Source organism: Streptomyces sp. NPDC048650, from assembly GCF_043199095.1.
In the GTDB taxonomy this organism is placed as follows: domain Bacteria; phylum Actinomycetota; class Actinomycetes; order Streptomycetales; family Streptomycetaceae; genus Streptomyces.
In genome coordinates this window covers 484,302-509,466 of the sequence record NZ_JBICVM010000005.1, presented here as the reverse complement: position 1 = coordinate 509,466, position 25,165 = coordinate 484,302, and the positions used below count along the sequence as shown (strand labels likewise).

Here is a 25,165-nt window from a genome sequence, read left to right as displayed (position 1 = left end):
GCGATCCGGACGCCCTGGAGGCGCAGTCTGGCCGACGTGCTGCTCCCTGCAGCGGAACACGGCCTGGCCCGCTCCGGCCGTACCCGCGCCGACTTCACCATCTCCCACGGGCCGCTGCTCGCCATCACCTCGGAGGACACCCGCCACGCCCGCATACTGATCGCGCTGTGGTGCGCCACCCGCGCCTACCGACCGGTCTTCGAGCCGCATGGGCTCGGCGAACTCGCCGACGAACTGGCGGTGTTGAGCGTCAGTGACGACCCTGAGCGATGGCGACGGATGGCCGACCACATCGACGACGACATCCTCGGCATCTTCGCAGTGCGCAGTGCCACCCCCAGCGACTTCGGGGTCGAACTCCGTGACCGTTTCGGTGACCTGACGGACCGGCTCATCGTCCCCGCGCCCGTGGGCGAGACCAGTCCGTACTCCCCCGCCGCCCTCGGCCTGTCGGCAGCCGACCCACAGCTCCGCACCTCGCCCCAACCGACCGACGGGACATAGTCTCGATGCTCCGGCCGAACGGGAGCGATGCGAGGCGCCAAGAACCAACCCTGCGAGACGGGATGAAGCGATGACATGGCACACCGATGTGGCCGAGCTGCTCGCGGGGGCCGGCATCCTCGACGTGGACGTCGACGATGCCGTCGCGGACGAGCACGTCCGATCGTCCGCGTACCAACGCGTCGTCTCAGTGACCGCTTCCTCGCCGAGCCGCGACCGAGACCGCGCGACCGTGGCCACGATCCTGCGCGACCCCCACGAGATCTCGTCCAAGACGGCGGTGGTCGCCCTCGTGGACAGCATCGCGATGAAGGTGACCGGCCCTGCCGAGTTCCGGCAGTGGTCCGCCGAACTACTGCCGGAGACCGACCGGCTCAAGACCGAGGGGTACCGCGAGTTCATCCGCCGCCGCATCCACGATTGGCTGTTCTACCTGTCCATCAAGGACGGTCACGTGCCGACACCGGCCGAGTTGGCGAAGGTCACGGACTGGATGCAGCGCCTCCTCGCCGAGAGGTCGACGTCGCCGGCGGTACTCGCCCTGCTCGCCGACTCAGGCAACAGGAAGAAGACACGAAACATCGCGAAGAACCGAGCCGGAAGCCGCAAGCTGAAAACGCAATGACTCGGTAGCGGCAATCGGCAGACGCGCCGACTGGCTCCGGCCGCATGCCGGTGAGCTCGCACGATCGTGGAGTCCACCGACACCGCCCAGGTCAGGTCAGGTCAGGTCCTCATGGGCGTCGGCTGGGCCATCAGCACGGTGAAGACTCGCTCCCACGTGCCATCCAGGGCCCACATCCGCAGCCGGTTGTGGACACCTCTCCAGTTGCCGCAGGAGCCGCCGCATCCACTGACGACTCGGGTTTTGACATGAGGTCACCCCTGGTTTTTCCGACAGCAATGGCGAGGAGCGGCCGTGCTGCTCGAGTTCAGTGAGAGGTGATCGCTGGAAAGATGGCCAGAAGTTTTCTTGTCGTGGTCGTGGCAACTGGAGACGACGACCGCGACCATGCTCGAAGAGCGCATACGGCAAGCCACGGCAAGCCGAAGTGAAAGTGCAAGAGGTGTACTTGACGGCAGACGCTTTCCGGTCCGCGTGTCAGCGAGCATCTGCCTCGACCACGCCACCGCCCTCGGTCGTGGTGTCGGGTTCACCAGGCAAGGTCTCAATCCGCGCCCACCGCAGGGCAGTTGTCGACACCTCGTGGGTAGCCGCCCCTGCGTCCGGCAGCACCGTCGAACCCGGGGGCCCCGGATCTCGAGCGATGGGCAACCGAGTTGTCCGTGCTCCTCGTTTCCCCATACATACGAGGCAGACCCGCGCGGGGGCGCGAGCCGCCTCGTCTCAGAGCGTTGGGTCAGTAGCGGTGTCCGTTAGAAACGGCCCCCGCGACCGAACCCGCCGCGTCCGTAACCGCCACGGCCGAAGCCGCCGCGTCCATAGCCGCCGCGGCCGTAGCCGCCGCGTCCGTAACCGCCACGGCCGTAGCCGTAGCCTCCACCGTAGCCCCAGTCATCACCGCAACCATGGCGCCGACCTGGGAAGGTCATACGGAAGCTCATAGTCGCCTCCTTGAGTGTTCGTTGCTGACGAGCCATTCCGACTGCGTCTACTTTCACGCTACGTCGCCGACCCGACCATCAACAAGGCAATAGGGCTATAAATAAGGGCAATTCGCCCCGCCAGTGCTCCGCGTGATGCACGGTTGCACCCGGTGACGTCCGCAGGGGTGCGCAACATCCCCTCATCATGGGCCCGACCAGGCACAAACACCCTCCGTAGTCACGCTGCCACCCCCTTCCCGCAGATCGGATGTGCTGTTCCGCGCGCTGAAGCATGCCGTGTTTCCGCGTACGCACCCGTGGAGATCCGTCGGGCGGCCGGCTTCGAGCCCCATCCGGCAGCCGACTGCCAGCCCTCGTCGGCCTCCGACGGGACATGGGGATGCGATCGCGACGGACGGTCCCCGCCAGCCGGGTTGTTCGTGGTCCGCCGGTGCGGGAGACGCGGCGTACGGCGCCGACCGGGCGTGGTGCGCCGTCGGTGATGGTCGCCTGGCAGCGGTCCGCATGATGCCGCTCGCAGCTGCGTTCGCGATGAGCGAGGCGGAGACCGAAGGGGTCTGACTGCCAAGGGATCTGACTGCCCTTCACGGTCGGCGACGTACCGTCCGTAGCGGGATCCCTGGTCGCCAGAGAGCAATGCGACTGGCATGCCCCGGAACGTATGGCCGCTGAACAGCGCGCTCTGATGAGCGCCTGTCACGAGCAGACCCGGCTTGATAGGGGTGTCCCCCCGAACCGACCCCAGGCACGGGCCCAAGGCTGTCTCATCACTTGCCTCCGGGCCGGCACGGCCAAGGCAAGTCGCGGCTCGGCAGCACCATTTCGGCCTCGTCGGGCTTGGCACGTCGCATGCGAGGGCCGGCATACGCCCTGCGGTCCATCTGTAGCCGGTGCAGAGTGGGGATATGGGCTTCCGGCGGCGCATCGCGGATCTGTGGCAGCCATGGCAGACGGATCACGCTCTGTTGGCGATACCGCTCGGGCTGATCGTCGCGATCACGGTCGTGGACGTTCTGGTCCCGGGTGACATCCACCTGGGGCCGCTGCTGATTGTCGCCCCCGCCATCACTCCCTGGTTCGCCGGTCCCTGGCTGACCGGACTGGTCGGCGCGCTCGCTGTGGTGGCACAGGCGATCATCGCGGTCCTGCGGGACCCGAACGAACTGTTCTCGACCAACCACCAGGTGCAGATAGCCGCTCTCGCACTGCTCTCGCTCGTCATCGTGATCTTCAGCCGCCAGCGCGAGCACCGCATGCGTCAGCTGGAGCAAGTACGGTCGGTGTCCGAAGCCACACAACGGGTGGTTCTGCCGCCGTTGCCCCATCGACTGGGCCCGCTGCGGATCGCCTCGGCGTACCGGGCAGCCGATGACGAGGCACTGATCGGCGGGGACCTGTACGCGGCGACCCGGACCGGGAACGGCGCGCGGCTGCTCATCGGTGACGTCCGTGGCAAAGGCATGACCGCCATCAGTGACGCCTCCGTGATCATGGGTTCCTTCCGGGACGCCGCCCACCGTTCCGCCACTCTCGCGGAACTGGCCGGCGTCCTTGAGGAGAGCATCTGCCGGCACCTGGTCGAGCACGCCCCGCACTCCGAGGCGGACGAGTTGTACGAGCAGTTCGTCACCGTCCTGATGCTCGACATCCCCGATGAGGATCCGGTGGCTCGGATGATCAATTGTGGTCATCCCCCGCCCCTGCTGCTGCACAAGCACCACGTGACCGCCCTGTACCCACGCCACACGGAGCCTCCGCTGGGCATGTGCGATCTGCCGAGGACGGGCCTGACCATCGACCCGTTGGTCTTTGAGGGCGATGACACGCTCCTGCTCTACACCGACGGCATCATCGAGGCCCGCTCGTCCGACGGAACGTTCTACCCGCTCGCCGAACGCGTCGCTCAATGGACCGACAGCGGTCCTGAAGCACTACTGGACCACATCCGCACCGACCTGACGGCCTATGTCGGAGGGCAGCTCAACGATGACGCGGCCGCGGTGGCGATCCAACGTTCGCCGAGACTCGCCCCAGGCCACCAGCTCAGGAAAATGGTTCACCTCACAGGTTCGCCCGACCACGCCGACTGAGCAGCTCACGCGATCGCTGAGCTCCCGGGCCAGGCAGGAGCGAACACCGACGTCGACGCGGTGCGCGGCGAGTGGACAGCCATATGAGCCTCTGGCGGAGACGGTTCTCTTGGTCGAAAACCCCTCTACCAGAGGCTTCACTGGCTTCACCGCGCCGCCTTCCCAACTGCCGGCCCCGCCCCGCAGGTTGGCAAGGGCTCACTGCAGGAACTTCTCCTTCGCCCGCTGGAACTCTTCCTGCGATATCTCACCTTTTGCTTTGAGGTCCGAGAGCTTCGCCAGCTCGTCAGCGCCGCTCTTGCCTCCGCCACCTGCCGCCGTTTCGCGAATGTACGTGTCGAGGGCTTCTTGGTGTTGTTTGGTTTGCCGTACTTCGCGTTGGCTCATTTCCTTTCCGCGTGCGATCACGTAGACCAGAACGCCCAGGAAGGGGACGATGATCACGAAGAGCAGCCAGGCCGCCTTCCCCCAGCCATGCAGTTCGTGATCACGGAAGATGTCGGCGATGACACGGAAGAGCACCATCAGCCACAGGACCCAAAGGAAGATCCACATAACTGTCCAGAAGGCGCCCAGCACGGGATAGTCGTACGCCAGGTACAGGCTGCCCATATTCTTCCTCCTGCCGCTCGTCGTCACGTTCAGGCTCCGCCGCTCCGGGGGCGTGAACATCACCCTTTGCGGGTGAACAACGAGGCTTCGCCATCGGTCTGCTCGTCCGGTCCGTAGGAGGCCGAGAACGGTCGGCAGGAGCCCGGACTGCTCATGGACTGCTCACGGAGTGCTCACGGAGTGCTCACGGGCCGTGGCGTGGGCGAGCGGCGCCGGGGCCCGTCTCCGTCGGTGCCGGTGTCGTCCGCGCGGCCGCAAGGATTCCCAGGATCGCCAGGACCAGCACCCCCAGGCCGAGGACGGTGGCCACGCAGCCCGGGGTCGGGTAGTTCAGCAGGAACAGCGCCAGAATTCCCGCGCCGAAGACGATTCCCGTCGTCCAGCTGCGGTGACCGTCGAGCCAGCGACCCACGCCGCCCGTGCGCAGCCCCGCCCGAGCCAGGAGCCGCCCGGCGGATTCGGTGGCGCGCACGGTGGTGCGACGTATCGAGCGGGCGCCGCGTCCGGGCCCGTACAGGTAGCCCGCGATCACAACGATCACTGCGATGACCAGCACGGTGCGGGTGCTCTGCGACAGGAACCGCACAAGGTTGTCGTACACGACGGAGGCGGCGTCCGGCGACTGCACTTTGGGCTGGACGGAGTCCAGGTACGTCTGGCGGAAGAAAGCGAACGCGATGAGGAGCAGCGCCATCATCACGCCGACGCCGACTCCCGCGCTCATCATGGCCACACGGTGCGCGGGCCCCACCCACACAGCAAGCGCCGCCAGTACGACCACGAGCACGGGCAGCCAGACGCCGACGATGTTGAGCAGGAGCATGGCGTCCTGGGCCTTGTTCAGCTTGTCGGTCTTGACCAGCACGATGGACTTGTCGATGTCAGGGATCTTGTCGGCCTTCTTGAAGCCCGCGTCGACCAGCTTCTTCTGCACTTCTTTGATCACCGTGCCGACATTGAGGCTGATGGTGTCGCCCTTGGCCTCGACGGCGCTACCGCCGTCACCGGTGAGGACGTTCACCACCGCCGCGTGCGCCCTGCGGTTGGCGGCGTCCCACGCCTTCTCGAACTGGTCGCTCGTCACGACCTTGTTCACCACTCCGTGTACCGCGCTGGTGACGCCGCTCTTCAACGCGCCCGCCAGTGCGCCCGATCTGTCGACCACGGGCGGCGGTGCGCCGGCCTTTTGCAGAGCGCGCGTGAGTGCGGCCGCGATCTCATCGGTGTCGATGTAGCTGACGACCCGGTCCGTCACACGGTCGGTCAGCGCGTTCTGGACCGCGGGTGCCCTGCCGATGGGTGCGACGGTGCGGACGTACCGGTCCGTGTCCGAGACCTGGGAGTCCACCCAGGCGGCGACGACGCCGAGGGGCGCGAGGACGAAGGCCAAAACCAGAAGCAGGGAGGTCACGGTGTAGCGCAGCCGGCGGTGCCGGGTACCGGCGGCGCGGCGCAGCTGCTCGTATTCCGCTCGCTCAGTGGCGCTCAAGGGGCCCCGGGGACCTTCAGGGGCGGAGGCAGCGGGCGACGGGTCCATGGGTGCTCCTTCGCACTGTTCCTCGATCCACCCTCGCGCCGTCCGGGCGGATCCACCTCACCCGTGACGGGCGAGCCCTGCGCTCTCAGCCGGTCTGGGCCGTGCGGCGTCCCACCCGTGCGGCGTCCGGTGAGAGCCGACGGTCGCGCTCGTTGTGGTCGGCGTGCGCTCATGGTTCCGGCGGTTGTCATGATCCCCGCAGTTGTCATGGTTCCGGCAGTTGGCGCATTTCCAGGACCCGCAGGCCCAGATCCTGGAAGCGGATGAGCAGCCCGTAGAGGTGAGCCTCGTCGGTGACCTGACCGAACAGGAGCGTCTGCTCCGGAACGAGCGCCTTCTCCAGCTCGGGGAACGCCTCGGCCACGACCGTCGACAGGCGGCCCGTCACGCGGATCTCGTATCTCATGGGCGTGGTCCTGCCCTCCGTCGGTGACGTCGTTCCCTTCGATGCTGAACGGCATCCCGGTTCGGCCGCATCACCCGGACCAGGTGACCTCCCGGCCCTCGTGGGATCAGATCAGACGAAGTTCCCGTGCGCGCCGCACGGCATCGCTGCGGCGGGAGACCGCGAGCTTGCGGTAGACGCTCCGCAAATGCGTTTTGACCGTATTGGCCGACAGATACATCGCCTCGGCGATCTCTTGTGTCGACATCATCTCTGCCCCGTGACGGAGCACCTCGCGCTCACGGTCGGTCAGCCGTTCCACTATGACGAAGTCCGGTGGGCAGCCGTCGGTGCGAAGTGTGTCCTTGCCGACCCCGGGGCGGGCGGTGAGCCACGCGTGCTCCGTCGCCAGGTCGGGCAGCTGCTCCAGCAGGTGCCGTACCCAGGGGCCCGCTTCGGTGAAGGGCCGACGCATCCGCTCGGGATGAGCCGCGGCCAGCGCGTCGCGGAGCAGACCGTGTGCCCTCCGGGTGTCCCGGGTGAGGGTGGCGACGCGGGCCTGAAGCAGGCGGATGCGGACGAATTCTGCGATTCCGGCGTCCTGGCGGCGGTCCAGGGGCGCGAGGAGGCCGAGGGCTCCGGCGAGGTCCCCGGCGGCGAGCCGAGCCTGAGCGAGGGCGAGGGTGTGCGCCGATCCACCAGGGCCGGCCTCGTTGAGGACGGCGATCGCCGACGCCGGGTCGCCTCGGGCCAGGTGGGCCGCGGAGCACGCGAGGGCGAGGCGCTGCGCCGGCCATGCCGCAAGCGGTCCGGCATGAGTCCTGCCTGCCTCGACGGCCATGAGTGCGGCTTGCCAGTGGCCGTGCGCGAGGTCCAGCCGGGAACGGGTGACGGCGATGTCGGCGTCGAGGACCGGGTCGTGTCCCGCGTCCGGGGACGCGGCTGCGAGGTCGAGATGATGGCCGGCATCCGGGAGTTCGCCGCGTTCGAAAGCGACCGCGGCCAGGGCAAGGTGGCCCATGCCGGATCGCCGGGTCGGCGGGACGGACCGGTGCCCGGCGACCTCGAGAGCCAGCCGGGCGTGCTCCTCGGCCTGGCTCAGCGCCCCGTGCTGGGACTCCATGAGGGCCAGTCGGCCGAGGCAGTGGTGCCGCAGGGCTTGTGTCACCTCACCGGTGCAGCCCGCCAGCGCATAGGTGAAAGCCCTCCGGGCGGCATCGGGACGGCCGGCCCCTTCCAGCGCGCACGCCAGCCCGTACCGCCGCAGGCCCTCGATCTCGGGATGAGCCTCAGCCAGCGGCCGCGGCACCGGCTCGGCGAGCTCGCGGGTCGGCTGCGCGGAGCGGGAGACGCTGTCACCGCCTTGCGCATCGGGTGCGGCGAGCAGCCTGAGCAGGGAGAGGGCAAGCCGTGCTTCCGGCGAGGGCCGTGCTCCCGGCTGGTGCATCTCTTCCTCGGCCCGGTCCAGCCGCGCCCGGGAGCGCGCGGTGTCGTGCTGGGCGAGGGCGCAGGCACCCGTGACCAGCGCGGGCTCCGCCCCCGCAAGGTCGCCCGGCATGCCGGAGAGGATCCGCTCCAGCCGGTGTGCCTCGGGCCCGGTGAGCAGCCGTCCGATCTCCAAGCGGTGCACCATGCACGCACAGGCCCACTCCCAGTCCCCGGCCGTGGCGGCCTGTTCCACTGCCTCGGCGAGCCTGCCGGAGTCGGCGAGCCAGGACGCGGCCCGGCGCCGCAGGCAGGCTTCGAGGCCGGGCCGGTGGTGGCGCAGGTGCATGCGCAGCACTTCGGCGAACAGCGGCTGAAAACGGCACCATGGCGTGGCGTCGATCGGCTCGACGAAGACGTGGGCGCGGGTGAGTTCGGCCAGGATCCACTCGGCGTCCTCGCGTCCCGTCAGCGCGTTGGCCAGATCCGGGTGGACGCGGTCGAGAATGCTGCTGCGCATCAACAGATCCTGTGTGGCGGCGGACTGGGCGGCGAAGACCTCGGTGAGCAGGTAGTCGGCGACGGCACTCTGGGATGCGGCGAAAGTCCGGGCGAACCCGGCCGGGTTGTCGGCCCGCTGCATCTCCAGCGCACACAGCCGCAATCCGGCTGCCCAGCCCCCCGTGCGCGCCACGAGGGCATCGGCGCTCTCCTCGTAGCGCGCCAGGCCGTGTCCGCGCAGGAGCCTCGCGGTCTCTTGGCGGGTGAACGCGAGATCGGCACTGCGGATCTCATGGATCCGGCCGTCGGCGCGGTAGCGGTGCAGTGGAAGCAGCGGGTCGACGCGGCTGATCAGCACCAGGCGCAGCTGCGGTTCCGCGTGGTTCAGGACGAAGTCCAGGCCCGAGGCCACCGCCCGCACGGGTACCTGTTCCAGTCCGTCGATCACGAGCACGACCGGCCGGCGCAGGTGTGCCAGCGCGGACGCGATGCGCGCGAGCAGGGAGTGATCGGCAACGTCCGCGGACCTGGGCTGCCCCACCGCTTCCGGCAGCACGACCTCATGATGGCCCAGTGCCTCGAGAACATAGGCCCAGAACACCCCGGGCGCCCGGTCGTCGTATTCGGCGGTCAGCCACACCACCGGGCCCGGTGCGGTTCTCTGACGTGCCCATGCAGCTGCCAGAGTCGTCTTCCCCGCACCCGCCGGACCCGTGATCAGGGTCAGCGGCCCGGCCGTGCCCTCGGTGAGCCGGTCCAGCAACCGCTGCCTGCGGATGAACGCCCGCGGGACTTCCGGGACGGAGAATTTCGCGGCCAGCAGCGGGTCGCCGCCCGGCCCGAGATGCGCGGCCGCGCCGACACGGCCGGAGACCGGGGCGGTCTTCGGCATACGGGCGGCACGGTACTTCCCGTGGGGGCCTGCCGCCCTTGAGCCTGCACTGCGAGGCATGGACACCACCGCCCGGGTACGGGCTCACCGGCACCGCCACCCGCCCGCCGCTGCGGAGGCCGGGTGATGCGGCCATCTCACGTCGGACCGCTTCGTGAAGCCCGATTCCATCGTGACGGTGTCGGAACCATGATCGCCATGCGGGCGGGGCGAAGGCCGTCCCCGCCCGCGTGGCGATCGGTCTCTGCTGGTGCCTCGGGCAACCATGACTGCTTCGTCGAGCGCTCACCCATCCCGGGTGATGTGACGGGCGACCGCGGACGGTGGAATGACAGAGACGTCCGGCCGGAACGATGCCGCTGCTGCAGGTCAGGCAGGCCCGAGAGCAAGCCCGTACACGAGCCGCATGATGTCTGGAGGCCGCATGGACACAGATGCCGGCGCCCCCGGCGGCAGGGCACAGCGCTGGTACGCGCGCCTGGCCCTGGTGGCCGCAGCGGCGGCGGTCCTGGCCCCTCTCGCGTTCGCCGGGATCAGGAGCGTCGTCCTGCTGGGCGCCGGGCTGGCCGGACTGGCCGTCGCCGCAGCGGGCGTGTGGTGGGCCCTGACGCGGCGCGGAATCGCCCGGGCCCTGGCGAGTGCGCTGGCCGCCGTGGCTCCGGCCGCCGCACTCCTGCTCTACGCATGGGCCGGTCTGCTCTGGGTCGTCCTCGTCTCGCTCGCCCTGGGGGCACTGGCCGTCTCCGTCGGCGGCGCAGCGCTCGGTGGCGACGTCCGGCCGCGACGCCCACCGGAAGTTCCGGCCGCGCCACCCCAGCAACCTTTCCTCATCATGAATCCCCACTCGGGCGGCGGAAAGGTGGGCGCTTTCCACCTGAAGGAACGGGCGGAGGAACTAGGCGCCGAAGTACACCTGTTGGACTCCGCTCACCACGAGGACGTGGTCGCACTCGCGCGCGGCGCCGTGGACGACGGCGCCGACCTGCTCGGCGTCGCAGGCGGAGACGGCACACAGGCCATGGTGGCCGGCGTGGCCGCACAGCACGGCATCCCGTTCATGGTGATCTCCGCCGGCACCCGCAACCACTTCGCACTCGACCTCGGCCTGGACCGGGGCAACCCCTCGGCCTGCCTCGACGCCCTCACCGACGGAGTCGACCTCTGCGTCGACCTCGGTTTCATCCAGGACCGGCCATTTGTCAACAATGCGTCCTTCGGAACGTACGCATCCGTCGTTCAGAGCTCCGCGTACCGCAACGACAAGGTGCAGACGACCCTGGAGATGCTTCCCGACCTGCTGACGCACCAGCGTGGCCCGAGGCTGTCAGTCCGCGCCGCGGACACGGCGATCGAGGCGCCCCAGGCGGTCCTGGTCAGCAACAACCCCTACCGCCAAGGTGACCCGGCCGGACTGGGACGAAGGGTGGGCCTGGATTCGGGCGTCCTCGGAATCCTGGGCATCAGGGTCGACAACGCGGCGCAGGCGGTGGGGATCCTGAGAGGCAGGCATGCTCAGGGGCTCATCGGCCTCACTGCCCAGGAGGTCGTCATCGACGCCGACGAGCCGGAGATCCCGGCCGGCGTCGACGGCGAGGCGCTCACTCTGCCGACGCCCGTCCACTGCACGATCCGGCCCCGTGTCCTGCACGTACGCGTTCCTCGGCACCGGCCTGGTGTCCCGCGGACGAAGCCCCCGATGGATTGGCGGCAACTGCGAAGGCTCGCGCTGTCGATGGGACGTCGCGCATCAGGCACGGACGGCCGACCGGATCTCCATCGGTAGCGGGACCCGCCCGTCTCTCGTCCTCACGGAGGACATCCGCGTATCTCGCGTGCGCAGGGCTCTGGGGGTGTCGTATCGTGGATGATTCCCTGCCCCGAAGATCCCTTCGGCGGCAGTTTCGGACTTCCTGGTCCTTCTGTAGTGGTTTCGAGGTGACGACGTATCTCCCAGGCCCGGTAGCCGTCCGCATTTCCCGACGTTCCGGCTTTGTGGAACGTGCCCGGGGGCGGACGTCGCGCCGGCCTGAGTTGCGTCACCCACCCCCGCAGTTTCCTGTCATTTCCCGGGTGCAGCTCTGCCGACTGCCCCGGGTTTCGTGTTTGGCCCGGTTCGGCTGACGGCAGGCTCCCCGATTCCTGAACCAGGAGTCCTACCGTGGCTTCCCCCGTGCTCGACAGCGAGCCGAAGCACACCCCCGAGCCCTCGGCTCACACCGCAGCGGGCACGTCGTCCACGACGGCCCCGGCCGCCAAGATCGCCCTCGTGATCGTCCTGGCCGCCGAACTCATGGACGTCCTCGACCAATCGGTCGTCCTCACCGCCCTCCCCACCCTGCAGAGGTCGATCGGCGCCGGACCGGCCACAGTGCAGTGGCTGACGGCCGGCTACGCGCTGCCCCTCGCCCTCGGGCTGATCACCGGTGGCAGGCTCGGCGACGCGTACGGCCGACGCAAGGTCTTCCTCATCGGCACCGCCGTGTTCACCTTCGCCTCGCTGCTGTGCGGCATCGCGACCGGGCCCGGCATGCTGATCGCCGCCCGCGTGTTCCAGGGCGGTGCGGCGGCCGTAATGATCCCGCAGGTCCTGGCGACCATCCATGTCACCTTCGACGGCACGAACCGCAGCAAGGCGTTCGGCCTCTACGGCGCCGTCCTGTCGCTCGGCGCCGTCATGGGTCCGATCCTGGGCGGCGTGCTCACCCAGGCCGACCTGTTCGGACTGTCCTGGCGGCCGATCTTCCTGATCAATCTGCCCGTCGGCCTCGCCGTGATCATCCTCGGACGGAAAATCATCACCGAGTCGACCGCCGAGACGGCCGACCGCCTCGACCTCACGGGCATGCTGCTCTCCGCGCCGGCCATGGTATTGATCGTCTTCCCGCTCACGGAGGGCCACGCCCACCACTGGCCGCTGTGGTGCTTCGCCATGCTCGCCACCGGACTCCTCGTGCTCGGCGTCTTCCTGCGCCACCAGCAGCGCAAGAAGGACGCCCCGCTCGTGGTGCTGTCCCTCTTCCAGGGCAAGCCGTTCTCCGGTGGCCTGTCCGCGCAACTGATGCTGGGCCTGCTGTCCGGCATGTTCTTCATGACCTGGACGCTGTACCTGCAGCGCGGCCTGGACATGAGCCCCCTCCAGGCAGCCCTGGCCTTCGTGGTGATCGCCCTCGGCGAGATGGCCGGCGCGCTGATCGCGATCAAAACCGCCGGGCGCTTCGGGCGCCGCGTGCCACAGACCGGAGCCCTGATCGCACTCGCCTCGACGGCGGCCTACGGGCTCCAGATCAGCAGCCGGCAGACCGATCTCACCCTGCTCGCCATGACGGCCCCCCTCCTGCTACTCGGCATCGGCTTCGGCACGATCGGCGGGCCGCTCGCCGACATGTCGCTCCGCAAGGTGCCGCACGAGAGCGCCGGCTCCGCCTCGGGCCTGTTCAACACCTCGGTCCATCTGGGCATCGCCCTCGGTACCGCGTTGACGGCTCTCGTGTTCTTCTCCGCCACCGGCGGCTCACCCGACGGCGCGGTCAACCGCGACGCGTTCACCGGCGTGCTCTGGTGGGTCGGCGGCGCCTTCGGCGTGATGTGGGCCCTGATGTTCTTCCTGCCCCGGCAGACGAACAGCCAGGCCGAGTAAGCCGGTTGCTTCAAGGCGGCGGCACCCGCCTCCCGTGCCGCCGCCCCCTCGCCCCCTTCCCGAGCAAGCCATCGATGGGCGCCACTCCGGCGGCGTGTGTGTGCTGAGAACCGTCGTATCAGGGGCTACCCCTCCGTCCGCAGCAGGCGACCTCGCCTGCCCCTCCATGACCGGGAGATGCCCCAGAGCCACTGCACACGGAGACCATTTCGCCGAAATCCCTTACGGCTCGGTCCGCGATTGATGGTGAGAGCAGCTCCGTCTCGGGGACAGCTGACCTGGGGCGTGCGACGACCGTTGACCAGCCCCGGGGGTGTGGTGAGGGGCGGTGCTCGGTCGCGATATTCGATGGTCGCCGCTTGTTGATGGTGGCCATACTGCCGCGATGGATCCAGTGACGCTTGAGACCGACCGTCTGGTGCTGCGGGCCTTCACACCTGCCGACGTGGATGCGGTGTACGAAGCCTGCCAGGACGAGGACATCCAGTTCTACACCCCGGTACCGGTGCCGTACCGGCGTGCGGACGCGGAGAAACTGGTCGGCGAGAAGCTGCCCGCTCAGTGGGCCGAGGACAGGGACTACACCCTCGGCGCGTTCCGCAAGGACACCGGCGCCCTGGTCGGCTCGTACTGCCTGACCCTCGTCAGCCGCGGCGTCTGGGAGCTCGGTTACTGGGCGGTCAAGGATCAGCGCGGACGCGGGTACTCGGTGGAGGCCGCTCGGGCCCTGTGTGACTGGGGCTGGGACACCCTCGGCGTCCACCGCATCGAGTGGTGGGCCATGGCTGGGAACACCGGCTCGCGCGCCGTCGCCGAGAAACTCGGCTTCACCGTCGAAGGGACACTGCGCAATCGCGGCATCGCCAACGATGGCAAGCCGCACGACTGGTGGGTGGGCGGACTGCTGAGGCCCTGATGCTCGGTCCGGTGCTTGGCCGGCCGCGTTTGCTCGTCTGCAGGGAAGTTCCCAGCTCGGAGTTTCGGACCGTTCGGCTCGCCGACCGACCCGCCGCAAGCCGAGCACCGAGCTCGTGCCCGCCCGGCAGGCCGCCTACTGATCAGCCACCAGCCGACCCGCCAGGCCAGCACGCCCAACCCTCGATCACGGACCGAGTCGTTACTGAGCTACTGGGCTACTGGGCGCGATGGCGGCGTTCTTGCGCAAGGGTCCGCGGCTCGTCCTTCCGGTAGCGGTCAAGTTCGACCGGATCATGGGCGGAGAAGATTTCGATCTGATCCCCATGGCATTGGGCCAGTTCGCGCAGCCGGGCCTGGTTGCGGTGGCGGGCTGGGCCATCGACTTGGACCAGGCTCTGGAAGAGGGCCAATCCTGGTGTGGAGCGTGGAGCGAAGGGATCGATCTCGCGATGGGAGAAGTAGGCGTCCCCGGCGTGCAGCAGCCATCGGGGGCCGGTTGCGCTTTCCGGTTCCTCGTGGCGGCGCACGGCCACACCGGTGTGGCCACGGGTGTGCCCAGGGAGCGGTATCAGCGCGATGTCGGCTGAGATTCCCTGGAGTTGTCGTACGGCCTCGAAGCCGAACCAGTGGTCTCCGCCGGTGGGGTGATAGGTGACCCAGTCGGGCCCATGGGCCCATTGGCCGGCTCGGTGTCGGCGACGTTCAGCCCGTGTGGCGGCCCTCGTCGCGGCTTGGTGCTCGGTCGCGTGGAGGTGCACCTTTGCCTTGGGGAAATCGGGCAGCCCGCCGGCATGGTCGAGGTCGAGGTGGGTCAGGACGATGTGCCTGACATCGTCGACTGCGTATCCCAGCCCGGTCACCTGACGCACCGCTGTCTCGGCGAGGTCCAGGCGCGGACGGGTGAGGAACAGGAATTCGCGGCCCAGGGATTGCCTGGGGTCGGCGATGTCGCGCAGGCCGACCCCGGTGTCCACCAGCACCAGCCCTTCGTCGGTCTCGATCAGCAGGCAGTGGCAGATCATCCGGGCGGTCTGGAACGGCAGCCGGTTGCCGTTGATGAGCCGGCCGCCGACCGGCTGCATCGTGCCGCAGTTCAGGTGATGGATGCGCATCATGTTCCCCCTCCAATATGCGGTTCGAAATCGGTGACGAACAGTCAGTTCGCGTCGTGGTGGGCCACGGGCCGGGAGGCCGAGCGCACCACGGTGGTGTCGTGTCGGACAGCGACGCTTCACGCTAAACAGTGGAGTACGCTCCAAGGTCAAGCCATGATCCGACGCAGGGGCATACGTGTCGGGGTGCCGGCCGCACATACGGGCATCGCGAAGGACACCGTTCGCCGTTAGGTTCTACGAGAAACTCGGCCTCGCAGGTTCGGGAAACCCGTTGGCTCCGGCATTCACCCCGGTGGCCCACCTTGGTGACCCGGTTGGAGTGGGTGACCGCGTCTGCTGGTGCGAATGGATGAACACTCAGGCGCCGTAGCTCTCACGGCCCTGTGCGTGGTGGGACCACCTGAGAACTGCTGACTCAGGTCGCTAGTCCGTGGCGGTGGTTTCCGGCAGGGTGCCCGGACCCGTACCGGGGTCGGCCGGCCGTCGTTTCTCGTGCCTGCCCAGCGCCGCAAGGGTCAGGGTCACGGTGGCCGATCCGACCGCCATCACCGTCATCGCCGTGGCGGGGGAGGTCAGTTGGGCCACCGTGCCCGCCAGGGCCGCGCCGAGGCCCTGCAGGGTGGACATACCGACGAAGTGCAGGCCGAGGGCTTGGCCCGCGAGGTCGTCGGGAGTGAGGGACATCAGGCGTTCCTGCAGGACCAGGCTCGCACCGAAGCCGACGGAGGCGACGGCGGTGGCCACGGCCGACAGCGCCACTCCCGGCCGTAGGACGAAGAACAGGTACGGCATCGCCAGCAGCAGGCGCAGCGGGACCGCGAGACGGGGGCGCACCGCGGGCGGCACCAGGCGGCCCACCGTCACATCGCCCACGAACATGCCCAGCGCCCCGCACGCGAACAGCGTCCCGGCCGCCCCGGGGGCGTAGGAGACGAAGAGCGAATCACAGCCAACCGCCAGGCCATTGGGGACCCACAGGCCCAGGTACGTCAGGCGGCGGGGGCGCGAGGACCACAGGAGGGCGTTGGTGCGCCAGGTCGCCGAGACGGACGGACGACCGGTGGAACGCGGCGGGCGGGCCGTGAGGCCCAGGCGGGTGCCGAGGGCCGACATCACGTACAGGGTCGCCGCCAGGAGCAGGCACGTCCCCGGGGTCAGGAGCGAAAGCAGCGCGCCGCCCGTCGCGAAACCGGCGACCTGCATCAGGCCCCAGAGCATGTTGAACACGGAACGGCCAAGGACATAGCCGTCTTTCGACAGGATGTCGTTCAGCAGTCCTGCGCGCACTCCCCCGCCGAGGGACGCGATCAGGCCCTGCGCCAGTACGACGGCGAAGACCGCACCGATCGACAGGCCGGGCAGCGCCAGTACCGCCGTACCGGCCGCGAAGACAAGGGCGAGGCCGGAAAGGACCGCGCGCGGGGGCAGACGGTCGGCGCCCGAGAGCAGGAACAGGCCTCCCAGCAACTGCGCCAGCTGCGGGCCGAACATGCTCACCGCCGACAGGAGCGGAGAGCCGGTGGCCCGGAAGACCAGCGTGCCGAGAGCCAGACCGCCGATCGTCTGGGCCGCGGCGAAGGCGGCGAAGGAGAACAGGAACGGGGTGAACTCCGGGGTGCGGAAGAGAGTTCGATAGCTGCGCATGCGTCGGAGTCTCGGAGCGGCCAGGGGGCCGTGTTCACCGTTTCGCCGACAGACGAAGGGGCGTACGCATGGGCCCATGACCGACAGACATCGCCACCGCCATCGACACGGACGCCGACGCCCTCGCCCGCTGTCGGTTCGTGCTCTCGCCGTGCGCCGGGACCTTCGCGAGCCTGAATCCGCTGCACGCGGGTACCGGGCGCCCATCCGGGCGAAGCGGCCTGGCTACCCGCGCACCTGCCTGGCTGCCGCGCTCACCTCGCGACCGACCCGGTGACCGCGCTGCTCATGCGGGCGGCACTCGGCACGTCCTGAATCCCGGCCCGGCTCTGCTCGGCCTCGGCGCCATCGCCCAGCAGGGTGCACGGTCCGGACGCAGGCGGCCGACTCCGAGCCACCATAGGGCTATATCCGCTATGCGTAGATATCCTGCGAAGTGTGATCACGTCTGGACGGCTGAGCCTTCGTCGTCGCCGCGTCCGGGGGCGACTCACTCTGCTGTCCCCGGTGATCCTGACCGTTCTCATCGCCGGCCTGGCGTACGCCACTCCCCCAGAACTGGCGTTCAGCCGACTCCTGCCCGCAGCGCCGGCCCTCGCCGCCGCCATGTGGCCCGTGCTCCCCACCGTCCTGCTGGGGACGGCCGGCCTCCTTCTCATGATCGGCCTCGGCATCGTGTTCCCCGACCTGGGGACGTGGTGGACGGCGGCGGGGATCATCGCTGTCACCGTGGCGGCCGCGTACGGAAGTCATGTCCGGCTCCAGCGGGAGCAGACCCTGCTCCAGGTCCGGCTCGTCGCCGACGCGGCGCAGCAGGTGGTCCTGAGCCCGATGCCGCGCCGCTTCGGGGGCATCGAGATCGAGGCGCTGTATCTCGCGGCCGCGGCGGAGGCCAGTATCGGCGGCGACTTCTACGAGGTGGTCGACACGAAGTACGGGGTCCGGCTGCTCATCGGCGATGTGCGGGGCAAGGGTCTGCCGGCGGTGGGCACGGCCGCGGCGCTGGTCAACTCCTTCCGGGAGGCGGCCTACGACGAGGCCGACCTGGTCAATATCGCCCGTCGGCTGGAGGCCAGCAGTACCCGTTACAACGCCGCCTTTCCCAGCGAGGGCATGATGGAGCGCTTCGCCACCGCCCTTCTCGCCGAGATCCCGCACGGGGGCGGCAGGATCGGAATCCTCAACTGCGGACATCCCCCGCCGCTGCTCCTGAACCGTGGAGAGGTCCGCACCCTGGAGCCCACCGATCCCGCGCCGCTTCTCAACCTCGCGGAGCTGATCGGTGATCACTACAGCATCGACGCCTTCGACTTCGCCCCTGGCGACCTGCTGCTCCTCTATACCGACGGTGTCGCCGAGGCCCGCGACCTCGACGGCCAGTTCTTCCCGGTGGCGGCCTGGTTGCGGCAGCAGCGCCCAGGGCGACCCGTCGAACTGCTCAGCGCTCTTCACCATGACCTCCTCCACTACAGCAGAGGCCGCCTCGACGACGACATCGCCGCCCTCGCCGTACGCCTGTGCGCCGCTCCGGAGTCGCTCGACGGCCGGCGGGATCGGCCCGCATAAGCCTGGCTCCCCGCTCGGCTTCTTCCAGAATTGGGCCTGCGTCACGTCCCCATGGCGCAGAGCGCCGCCCGGCCCCGCGCCTGGAGAAGGCCACCAGTGGCGTCAGCGAGGCGTGATGCGTGAGGGCTGGGATCCGACCTCCGGGGCACGGGAACTGGGGAGATGCTGGGGCGAAGAGGGCTGTACGGGAACGCCCGCCCGGTTGGCGTACGAGGGCGCCGTAAACCTGATGATATTCAAGTCCACTCATAGCGGCGATAGTTGAGCGTGCGTGGTGTCACATGACACCCCGCTACGCATGCTCCGCTCGTGCATGACTCCCACTCCCCCTCCGCTCCCGTTCCTACGACGTCCTCCTCGGCGGCACACCGAAGCCGGGCGAGGGCTGGGTCCACTGGCCGCGCATGGGCGCCCTGCTGCAGGACCTGTATGAGGTCATGGCGCTCAGAGCCCGGCTGGACTGCGGCAAGGGAAACGAAGCCGACCGACGCGATCCGCGGCTGGCGGGGCGGGTGGCCCACTCCACCGATACGCAGGCCCGGGAAGCGCTGGGGCTGGCGCGTCGGGCTCAGCCGGGTTGGTTCCGGGTCCCCCTGGAACGGCGGCTGGACTTCGCTGCCGCGTTCCACTGTGCGTTGCGTGCGCGTGCCGAGGAGTTCGTGGACGTCCTGGTGGCCGAGGGCCACCCGGTGCAGGTGGCTCGCTGGGAACTGGCGTCCCTGCTGAGCATCACCCACCCCGACTCCCTCGCCTTCGCCCGGCAGACGCTGGAGTGGGCGGGCGAACAGGCCGGGCGGCAAGTGCGGGTCGGGCCAGTTGTGCATCGCGCCCAAGTTCGCGCTCGTCCACCCGGAGATCGCCGACCGGTTCACCGAGCGCCTGCACCGGCATGTGGCGGGCCTACGCGTCGGGCCGCCCGAGGATCCGGACGTGGTCCTGAGCCCCGTCGTCAAACGGGCGCAGTGCCTGGAGGTGATGGAGGAGGCGGTGGGGCTCGGCGCTCGTCTGATCTGCGGCGGCGAACTCGTCGATGTCCACGACGAGCCCACGCCTCGGGGGCCCTTCATCCGTCCCGTTCTGCTGCGCGCGGACGGTCTGGCGCCGGCGGCGAAGATGCGCGCCGTACGGGAGGAGACGTTCTTCCCGCTGATGTGCGTGGTCGTACCGGAGATGGCCGAGGCCACCGGGCGACCTGAGGTTCGGGGCGGCTCCCGGCACCGACGTCTCCTCGACGAGCTGATCGCGTTCGTCAACAGCAACCGCTACGGCCTGCGGAACTCCCTCTGGGCGCGCGACCCGGAAGTGATCGAACGCTTCTGTGCCGAGGTCACCAACGGCGGCGTACCGAAGGTCAACGACAGTCACATCGGCACCCTCCCCGTCCTGCCGATGATCTGCGGCACCGGCGCCACCGGCGGTGTATTCGGCGAGGCCAACCTCGCCTTCGTACGGACCACCCGCCTGCAGGGCATCAGCGTGGCCGCCGACCCGGCCGATCCCGCGCTCTTCGATCACATGGCGGCGGCCGCCGCCCCACCAGCTTCCGGACGCCGACAACCGACGGCGTCCGGGGAACGAGAGGAAAGGCACAGCATGACCACACTGACCGGGGACGGCCTGCTCGACCGGAAGATCGACGTGTGCTTCGGCCATGTCGACGCCAACGGCAGCGGCTCCGTGGACCGCGAGGACCTGCTCACCCTGGGCACCCGGCTGCTCTCCGCCTTCGGGGAGTCGCCCACCTCGCCCAAGGGCACCGCGCTCATGAACGGCATGGTGCAGTTCTGGGACGCCCTGTCGGACGCCGCCGACGCCGACGGGGACCAGCGGCTCACCCCCGAGGAGTCTCGCGCCGGCATGAAGGGCGCGTTCATCAACTCCTCCGACGGCTTCAACGCGGCGTTCCGGCCCCTGCAGACCCATCTGGATACGCACGCCTGGTTCGCGTGGTCGGACCCGGGCTCGCTGCCTGACCCGGTGGAGCCGCCGCAGTTGCTGAGTGTGCTCGGTGCCCTGGTGCCGGACGGCCCGTGGTGTGATCGGCATGGTGGATGACATGCGGTCACAGCGATCACCGGGTGCGGGCGAGAGCCGGCCCGAGATGGCGGTGCGCCGCAGCCGCAGGACTGCGGCGGACCTCGGGCTGGTGGGTGTGACCAGATCTCACCAACGGGTCATCGGTCAGCGGCCTTTGGCGACCCGGTGCCAGGTGACGGCGATACGGCGGCGTCAGCACCGTGAAGATCGCCGGGCAGTGCGTTCGGCTCAGGTGCGGGCGGTGCGGCGGTGGTCAGGAGTGAGGAGATAGGCGATCGCCATGTCGCTGAGTTCGTCCCCGTACTGACGCCTGGCCGCTTCGCCGGTGGCGGGGTCGGGGCGCACGGAGTTGTGGAAGCAGGCGCCGAGGACGGCGCGGGCCGCGGTGTCCAGCGCCGTCTCCGGGTGGGAGCGCCGGATCTGGTCGGTATAGGGGTCTGCGGCTTCGAGCAGGAGGCGGTGGATCTCCGTGATGGTGCGGGCCCCGCGGTCCAGGGACTTGGCCCCCCGCACGCGCAGCAGCTCGGGGAAGAGACCGCTGCTGTCGGCGAAGGACTGCAGCAGGGCGTGCGCGTAGGCATCCATGACGCCGGAGAGCGACGGCTCGGCCGCGCGCAGTTGCTCGGCCACGTACTCCTCGCGCCGTTGCAGCATCCGCTCGGTCAGGGCGGTGATCAACTGTTCCCTGTCTTCGAAGCGGCGGTAGATCGTGCCGACCGAGACGCCGGCGCGTTCGGCGACGTGGGCGATCGTCATCTCCTCCAGGCCGGCCGAGGAGGCGATCTCCTCGGCCGCCCGCAGGACGCGGGCCAGCGTCGCGGCGCTGCGTGCCTGCCGGGGTTCCCGGTAGTGCGCTGGGCGGTCTGGCTCCTCGGTCATGTCCCGCATGGTATCGGCGGCGGTCTGAGCAGGTTCTTTGACAGGTGGCGCACTCCCCTGGGTATCCTCTGGATGCGAATGTGAATTCGCATTCGCATTCTATGGAGGACCGACCATGACCGACGACCAGACATCCCCGCCCGTAGCCGTCACGCTCGTATCGGGACCTACCGGCACCGGGACCATCGACGACTTCGAGCTGTTCTACGCCCGCCGTGCCCTGGACCGTCTCCGGACGCGACTGGGACGCCAGGGCCTGCTTGACCTCCTGGCCGCGGACAGCGAAGAAGGCAACGCCTTCCTGCGGGACAGCGCCCGCGCCTCCGACGGCAGCTTCGCGGCAGGCACGACCGTGCTCTCGACGCGGGGCCTCACCTCGGCCGCGTTCCTGGCCTGGATGGACAAAGCCTTCGCAGGCGACGAGCACGCACTCCTCGCCGCGCATCCCGAGCACTACGTGATGGCCCCCGGGACCGACGGATCGTTCAATGTGGTGGAGAACATCGGCCCCCACGTCTGTTCCTTCTACATGGGCGGCTGGGGAACGGACGCGATGGCATGGGCTGCGGACGCGGACGAACTCCTCCCGGAGTCCGAGTTTCCGCACAAGATGTCCTCGAACCTCTTCCTGGACGACGGCACTGTCGTCGGGCGGGCACTGACCCAGTTCGGCGACACCGCTGACGGCTTCACCGCACACCTGACGGTCTACGTACCCACCACGTGCCCACAGGACGTCCTGGAGCACCACCTGCGGCACTACGCCGTGGAGTTCAGAAACTGGATCACCGCCGCAGCGGCCGCCCGCGCCTGAGGTCTTCGGCCATACGTCGGGCGGCTTCGGCCCCGTTGGGGCCCTGGGACCCGACGTATGACCGGCAGGCCGCGCGACCGCCGACCGCCGACCGCCGACGCATCAGGGCGACATGGGCCACCCGTTTCGGCATACACGGGCGCCCCTGGGGTGCTACCCGCCATCCGGGGCAATGACCTGTCACTGTGGCACCTGCCGCGAAGGGCGCCGGCCAACGGCAGAGTGACACGTCCGGTTGAGTGCCGCGCACGCGAACCCGGCCAACTCACCAGTCAGGCACGGCGCCTGACGGCCCATGGAATTCATCCATGGACACGTCGGCGAGCCGGGCCCGGTCGTGGTCGACGTCACCACCGCCGACGAGGAATCCGCCAGTTCGCACCGCCGGCGCGGCACTAGAGTGAGACGGTGACGCCCCTGCCGGAAGACCCGCTGCCAGCGATTGACGAAGACGACCGTGACACGGCCGTGAACCGGCTGCAGGAGGCGTACGCCGAAGGACACATCTCGCACGAGGAGATGGACGAACGCCTCCACCAGGTACTCACCGTCACGACGCACGGCGAGCTCGTGTCGGCCATGGCCTCGCTCCCGGCGGAGAAGCCTGCCACCACGTCCACGATTGCCGCCGCCAGCGGGTGGATCCGGCGACGCGGCGCATGGCGGGTACCGCGGATCCTCAAGATCGAGTCCACATACGGAAAGGTGGACCTGGACCTGTCCCGGGCGGTCATCGAGCACCCTGTCGTCGACATCGAGCTGCAACTCCCTTACGGCAAGGCCAGGATCACGGTGCCTCGCGACGCGAGCGTCGAGATCGGGGATCTGCGCACCGCGTGGAAGGACCCGAGATACAAGCGCCGGCGGCGCTCCCTCCCGGGCGGGCCGAGCATCCGCATCTCCGGGGAGATGGGGTACGGACGGCTGAAGATCCGCCACGCGCGGCGTTGAGGCCCATCGGCACCACTAGGAGCTGTCCGACCGGTCATGTGACCGGCACCGTTGGCCCGTTGTGGCCCCCACGGAGGATCTCCGTGAGGGCCAGGAGATCTCCGTGCGGATCATCACCGTCGACCTCGAACCGTCCCGAATCCTCCTGTCGGCCGAACCCGGCTCGTGGCTTCTGGGGTGCCGCACTCTCGTCCGGCCGCCCCTCCACGAAGCCGGATGACACGAGCGGCAGCGGCGCCAGTGCCGAGGAAGACGTAGCCGCGCTTGTCATAACCGCCGGCCACGGCCCGGGAGTTCTTGAGCTTGTTGACGGCCCTCTCCTTATCAGCGGCGATGCTGTCGGGCTTCTTGCGGGACCTGCCCAGCCCGGGCCGGGGAGCGCGGATCTGCTCCAGCACCGCCACGAACTGGGTGCAGTCGGCTCGCCGGCCCGGGGCTGACGCGCGATTCAGGCATCGCGTACATAGGCGGTCGGAGCTTGGCCGTTCTGCGCCTGCTGCGCCCGTTCAGCCATCATTCTCGTCAGAATTTCCAGCCGCGATGTGGCGAATGACTGGTCGTCAGTGTCATAGCCATTGATACTCACGACAACTGTCCCGACACGCAGAACCAGGTAGGCGCCGCCGGGGTGCGTGCTGCCGGCGGGCCCTGCTACGGCCCAGAGTTCATCCCCGATCTTCGGCATCGGAACGCCGGCGCCCTCCTTCTCCGCCTGTCCGTCCGGGTCCCTCGACTTCTTCGCGGCGCGGAGAAAGTCGCCGGCCCTGCCCGCGTCCGTGAAACCGGCGGCGATAATGGACAGCTCGGCATCCGGGTCCCCCATCAGGTAGTCGACGGCCTCGACCGCGACCAACCCTGGAGCCTGCTTTCCCGTCAGGTGCTCGGGCGGTTTGGGCCGCGTCCACTTTGCCGGCAGGCTTCCCGGGCCGGGAATTACCTGACGCAGATCTGCGACGCTCAGCGCCGTCACAGCTCTCTCCTGACCGGGATCGCCCCCGGTGACCAGCCGTGTCCCGCCGTAAATTCCCAAGGCCACCAGGGCGAGAAAGACCAAGGCGGCTCCGGCCAGGGACAGACGGACATTGCGTGTGTTGTGGAATGTCACGGGGCCAAGGGCGATTGTCTGGTTACCCCGCATCGTTGTGCCGTCGATCGTGATGCTGCCAGAGGCCGAGCGTGAGGAGGCGGCAGGCGGGGACTCTTCCAAGGCGGCGGAGATCTTCCGGGCGAATTCCGGGTCGGCCTCCAACTCGGCGCGCAGCACGGATCTGAGCGAGGCTGTCGCCTCCGGGCTTCCGGGCTGGTCGTCGACTGCCTGTACCGCCGAACGGCCACGTTCATCTGTCGCGAAGCGCTCGCGCACGATGTCTGACACCGCCTGCCCCACCCCGGTTCCCACCGAAGTCAGAGCCCCGCCGGCCATCTGCGTGAAGATCTGAACCACTGTCTCAACCATCAGCACCCCCAACTGTGTTGGCAACAAAGTCCATTGTTGTCGTGGGAAGGTCGCCCTGGTATCAAATGGCTCAGCCCGGCGCACCACCTACCCATTCTCGGTGGACTCCACCATCGTGCGTGCGCACCAGCACGCGGCCGGCGGCCGCACCGATCCTCCGCGGTCGCCTGCGCCCAAGGGGGCCGAAGCGGCTGAGCACCAGGGCGAAACGCCGTGACAGAGCCTGCTCGCCCGCCTGGTGGAGGTGGTGCGGGTGGTGAGGGCCGTACCGGCTCGGCCGTTCTTGCCCGTGTGGTCTTCGTCGGACTTCACGCATTCCCACCGCTCGCGGCGGCCTTCTGCCGGGCATCGACCGCTTCGATGCCGGGTTCTTCGACATCTCGCCGCGTGAAGCCGCGTGCGTCGACCCGCAGTTGCGCATCCTGATGGAGACCGCCCACGAGACGATCGAGGACGCGGGCATTCCCGGCGACCGTCACGCCCAACGGCCGGCGGGGTGTTCGTCGGCAGCTGCTACAGCGACTTCTGGCTGCGCCATATCGCCGACCCGGACGAAATCGACTTCTCTATGGGGCTCGGTGCGACGTCGCGGTCCCCCCCTGCCCTCCTCACCGACTCTGGCGCGAGCGGACG

19 protein-coding genes and 1 pseudogene are annotated in these 25,165 nt (G+C 69.0%); 12 read left to right on the top strand and 8 right to left on the bottom strand.

Going from position 1 to position 25,165, the window contains the following annotated elements:
- The first annotated feature begins 36 nt into the window (after nucleotides 1-36).
- The 3 genes from ACGFML_RS17495 to ACGFML_RS17485 all read left to right on the top strand — a co-directional run bounded on the left by ACGFML_RS17495 (nucleotide 37) and on the right by ACGFML_RS17485 (nucleotide 4,163).
- Nucleotides 37-504 carry a hypothetical protein gene (locus tag ACGFML_RS17495; RefSeq protein ID WP_393544710.1) on the top strand — a complete coding sequence of 156 codons (468 nt, stop codon included), beginning with the start codon at nucleotides 37-39 and terminating at the stop codon, nucleotides 502-504.
- Between the two features lie 70 nt (nucleotides 505-574).
- Nucleotides 575-1,129: a hypothetical protein gene (locus tag ACGFML_RS17490; RefSeq protein WP_393544561.1), complete on the top strand. Its 555-nt coding sequence runs from the start codon at nucleotides 575-577 to the stop codon at nucleotides 1,127-1,129.
- Between the two features lie 1,849 nt (nucleotides 1,130-2,978).
- Nucleotides 2,979-4,163 carry a PP2C family protein-serine/threonine phosphatase gene (locus ACGFML_RS17485; RefSeq protein WP_393544560.1) on the top strand — a complete coding sequence of 395 codons (1,185 nt, stop codon included), beginning with the start codon at nucleotides 2,979-2,981 and terminating at the stop codon, nucleotides 4,161-4,163.
- A gap of 198 nt (nucleotides 4,164-4,361) precedes the next feature.
- On the opposite strand, the gene ACGFML_RS17480 is transcribed toward ACGFML_RS17485, so the two are convergent.
- From ACGFML_RS17480 to ACGFML_RS17465, 4 genes are all read right to left on the bottom strand, one after another.
- Entirely contained in the window at nucleotides 4,362-4,775 is a 414-nt protein-coding gene (locus ACGFML_RS17480) for an SHOCT domain-containing protein (protein WP_393544558.1), read from the bottom strand.
- 184 nt (nucleotides 4,776-4,959) lie between these two features.
- Nucleotides 4,960-6,264 carry a hypothetical protein gene (locus ACGFML_RS17475; RefSeq protein WP_393544556.1) on the bottom strand — a complete coding sequence of 435 codons (1,305 nt, stop codon included), beginning with the start codon at nucleotides 6,262-6,264 and terminating at the stop codon, nucleotides 4,960-4,962.
- A 253-nt stretch (nucleotides 6,265-6,517) separates the two neighbouring features.
- On the bottom strand, nucleotides 6,518-6,718 hold the full coding sequence (locus tag ACGFML_RS17470) for a hypothetical protein (RefSeq protein ID WP_393544555.1): 201 nt from the start codon (nucleotides 6,716-6,718) through the stop codon (nucleotides 6,518-6,520).
- Nucleotides 6,719-6,824: 106 nt separating this feature from the next.
- Nucleotides 6,825-9,515, bottom strand: coding sequence for a LuxR C-terminal-related transcriptional regulator (locus ACGFML_RS17465; RefSeq protein ID WP_393544553.1), 2,691 nt, complete (start codon nucleotides 9,513-9,515; stop codon nucleotides 6,825-6,827).
- A 424-nt stretch (nucleotides 9,516-9,939) separates the two neighbouring features.
- Here ACGFML_RS17465 and ACGFML_RS17460 point away from each other — a divergent pair, with 424 nt between their 5' ends.
- From ACGFML_RS17460 to ACGFML_RS17450, 3 genes are all read left to right on the top strand, one after another.
- A complete protein-coding gene (locus tag ACGFML_RS17460) occupies nucleotides 9,940-11,298 on the top strand; it encodes a diacylglycerol/lipid kinase family protein (protein WP_393544551.1) in 1,359 nt (452 codons plus the stop codon).
- A 375-nt stretch (nucleotides 11,299-11,673) separates the two neighbouring features.
- Complete coding sequence (locus tag ACGFML_RS17455; RefSeq protein WP_393544550.1) at nucleotides 11,674-13,152, top strand: MFS transporter; 1,479 nt, start codon at nucleotides 11,674-11,676, stop codon at nucleotides 13,150-13,152.
- A 385-nt stretch (nucleotides 13,153-13,537) separates the two neighbouring features.
- Complete coding sequence (locus ACGFML_RS17450) at nucleotides 13,538-14,068, top strand: GNAT family N-acetyltransferase (protein WP_393544548.1); 531 nt, start codon at nucleotides 13,538-13,540, stop codon at nucleotides 14,066-14,068.
- A gap of 217 nt (nucleotides 14,069-14,285) precedes the next feature.
- On the opposite strand, the gene ACGFML_RS17445 is transcribed toward ACGFML_RS17450, so the two are convergent.
- Complete coding sequence (locus ACGFML_RS17445) at nucleotides 14,286-15,185, bottom strand: MBL fold metallo-hydrolase (protein ID WP_393544546.1); 900 nt, start codon at nucleotides 15,183-15,185, stop codon at nucleotides 14,286-14,288.
- Between the two features lie 423 nt (nucleotides 15,186-15,608).
- The gene (locus tag ACGFML_RS17440) at nucleotides 15,609-16,829 is read right to left on the bottom strand and encodes an MFS transporter (RefSeq protein ID WP_393544545.1); all 1,221 of its coding nucleotides are present in this window, start codon (nucleotides 16,827-16,829) and stop codon (nucleotides 15,609-15,611) included.
- A 438-nt stretch (nucleotides 16,830-17,267) separates the two neighbouring features.
- Here ACGFML_RS17440 and ACGFML_RS17435 point away from each other — a divergent pair, with 438 nt between their 5' ends.
- The 3 genes and pseudogenes from ACGFML_RS17435 (at nucleotide 17,268) to ACGFML_RS17425 (ending at nucleotide 20,450) form a co-directional block, all read left to right on the top strand.
- Nucleotides 17,268-18,395: a PP2C family protein-serine/threonine phosphatase gene (locus ACGFML_RS17435; protein ID WP_393544543.1), complete on the top strand. Its 1,128-nt coding sequence runs from the start codon at nucleotides 17,268-17,270 to the stop codon at nucleotides 18,393-18,395.
- A gap of 404 nt (nucleotides 18,396-18,799) precedes the next feature.
- A pseudogene (locus ACGFML_RS17430) lies at nucleotides 18,800-19,060 on the top strand (aldehyde dehydrogenase); the annotation flags it as partial.
- 151 nt (nucleotides 19,061-19,211) lie between these two features.
- Nucleotides 19,212-20,450, top strand: coding sequence for an aldehyde dehydrogenase family protein (locus ACGFML_RS17425; protein WP_393544541.1), 1,239 nt, complete (start codon nucleotides 19,212-19,214; stop codon nucleotides 20,448-20,450).
- Between the two features lie 210 nt (nucleotides 20,451-20,660).
- Here the strand turns inward: ACGFML_RS17425 and ACGFML_RS17420 are convergent, their stop codons facing one another.
- A complete protein-coding gene (locus ACGFML_RS17420; RefSeq protein ID WP_393544539.1) occupies nucleotides 20,661-21,311 on the bottom strand; it encodes a TetR/AcrR family transcriptional regulator in 651 nt (216 codons plus the stop codon).
- Nucleotides 21,312-21,426: 115 nt separating this feature from the next.
- Between ACGFML_RS17420 and ACGFML_RS17415 the strand changes: the two genes are divergently transcribed.
- Both ACGFML_RS17415 and ACGFML_RS17410 read left to right on the top strand, forming a co-directional pair.
- The gene (locus ACGFML_RS17415) at nucleotides 21,427-22,125 is read left to right on the top strand and encodes a hypothetical protein (protein WP_393544537.1); all 699 of its coding nucleotides are present in this window, start codon (nucleotides 21,427-21,429) and stop codon (nucleotides 22,123-22,125) included.
- A gap of 408 nt (nucleotides 22,126-22,533) precedes the next feature.
- Nucleotides 22,534-23,076 (top strand): DUF1707 domain-containing protein, encoded by a 543-nt coding sequence (locus ACGFML_RS17410; protein WP_393544536.1) that lies wholly within the window; start codon nucleotides 22,534-22,536, stop codon nucleotides 23,074-23,076.
- 448 nt (nucleotides 23,077-23,524) lie between these two features.
- Here ACGFML_RS17410 and ACGFML_RS17405 read toward each other — a convergent pair whose 3' ends face one another.
- Nucleotides 23,525-24,520 (bottom strand): hypothetical protein, encoded by a 996-nt coding sequence (locus ACGFML_RS17405; protein WP_393544534.1) that lies wholly within the window; start codon nucleotides 24,518-24,520, stop codon nucleotides 23,525-23,527.
- A gap of 326 nt (nucleotides 24,521-24,846) precedes the next feature.
- Here ACGFML_RS17405 and ACGFML_RS17400 point away from each other — a divergent pair.
- Nucleotides 24,847-25,165: beta-ketoacyl synthase N-terminal-like domain-containing protein (locus ACGFML_RS17400; protein WP_393544699.1), on the top strand; the 319-nt coding region annotated here is incomplete at its 3' end.

Excerpts from the sequence above, each read along its gene's own strand:
- ACGFML_RS17470 (WP_393544555.1), bottom strand. The coding sequence starts at position 6,718 with ATGAGATACGAGATCCGCGTGACGGGCCGCCTGTCGACGGTCGTGGCC.
- ACGFML_RS17480 (WP_393544558.1), bottom strand. The coding sequence starts at position 4,775 with ATGGGCAGCCTGTACCTGGCGTACGACTATCCCGTGCTGGGCGCCTTC.
- ACGFML_RS17415 (WP_393544537.1), top strand. The coding sequence starts at position 21,427 with ATGACCGACGACCAGACATCCCCGCCCGTAGCCGTCACGCTCGTATCG.
- ACGFML_RS17490 (WP_393544561.1), top strand. The coding sequence starts at position 575 with ATGACATGGCACACCGATGTGGCCGAGCTGCTCGCGGGGGCCGGCATC.
- ACGFML_RS17420 (WP_393544539.1), bottom strand. The coding sequence starts at position 21,311 with ATGACCGAGGAGCCAGACCGCCCAGCGCACTACCGGGAACCCCGGCAG.
- ACGFML_RS17445 (WP_393544546.1), bottom strand. The coding sequence starts at position 15,185 with ATGATGCGCATCCATCACCTGAACTGCGGCACGATGCAGCCGGTCGGC.
- ACGFML_RS17465 (WP_393544553.1), bottom strand. The coding sequence starts at position 9,515 with ATGCCGAAGACCGCCCCGGTCTCCGGCCGTGTCGGCGCGGCCGCGCAT.
- ACGFML_RS17440 (WP_393544545.1), bottom strand. The coding sequence starts at position 16,829 with ATGCGCAGCTATCGAACTCTCTTCCGCACCCCGGAGTTCACCCCGTTC.
- ACGFML_RS17450 (WP_393544548.1), top strand. The coding sequence starts at position 13,538 with ATGGATCCAGTGACGCTTGAGACCGACCGTCTGGTGCTGCGGGCCTTC.
- ACGFML_RS17460 (WP_393544551.1), top strand. The coding sequence starts at position 9,940 with ATGGACACAGATGCCGGCGCCCCCGGCGGCAGGGCACAGCGCTGGTAC.
- ACGFML_RS17485 (WP_393544560.1), top strand. The coding sequence starts at position 2,979 with ATGGGCTTCCGGCGGCGCATCGCGGATCTGTGGCAGCCATGGCAGACG.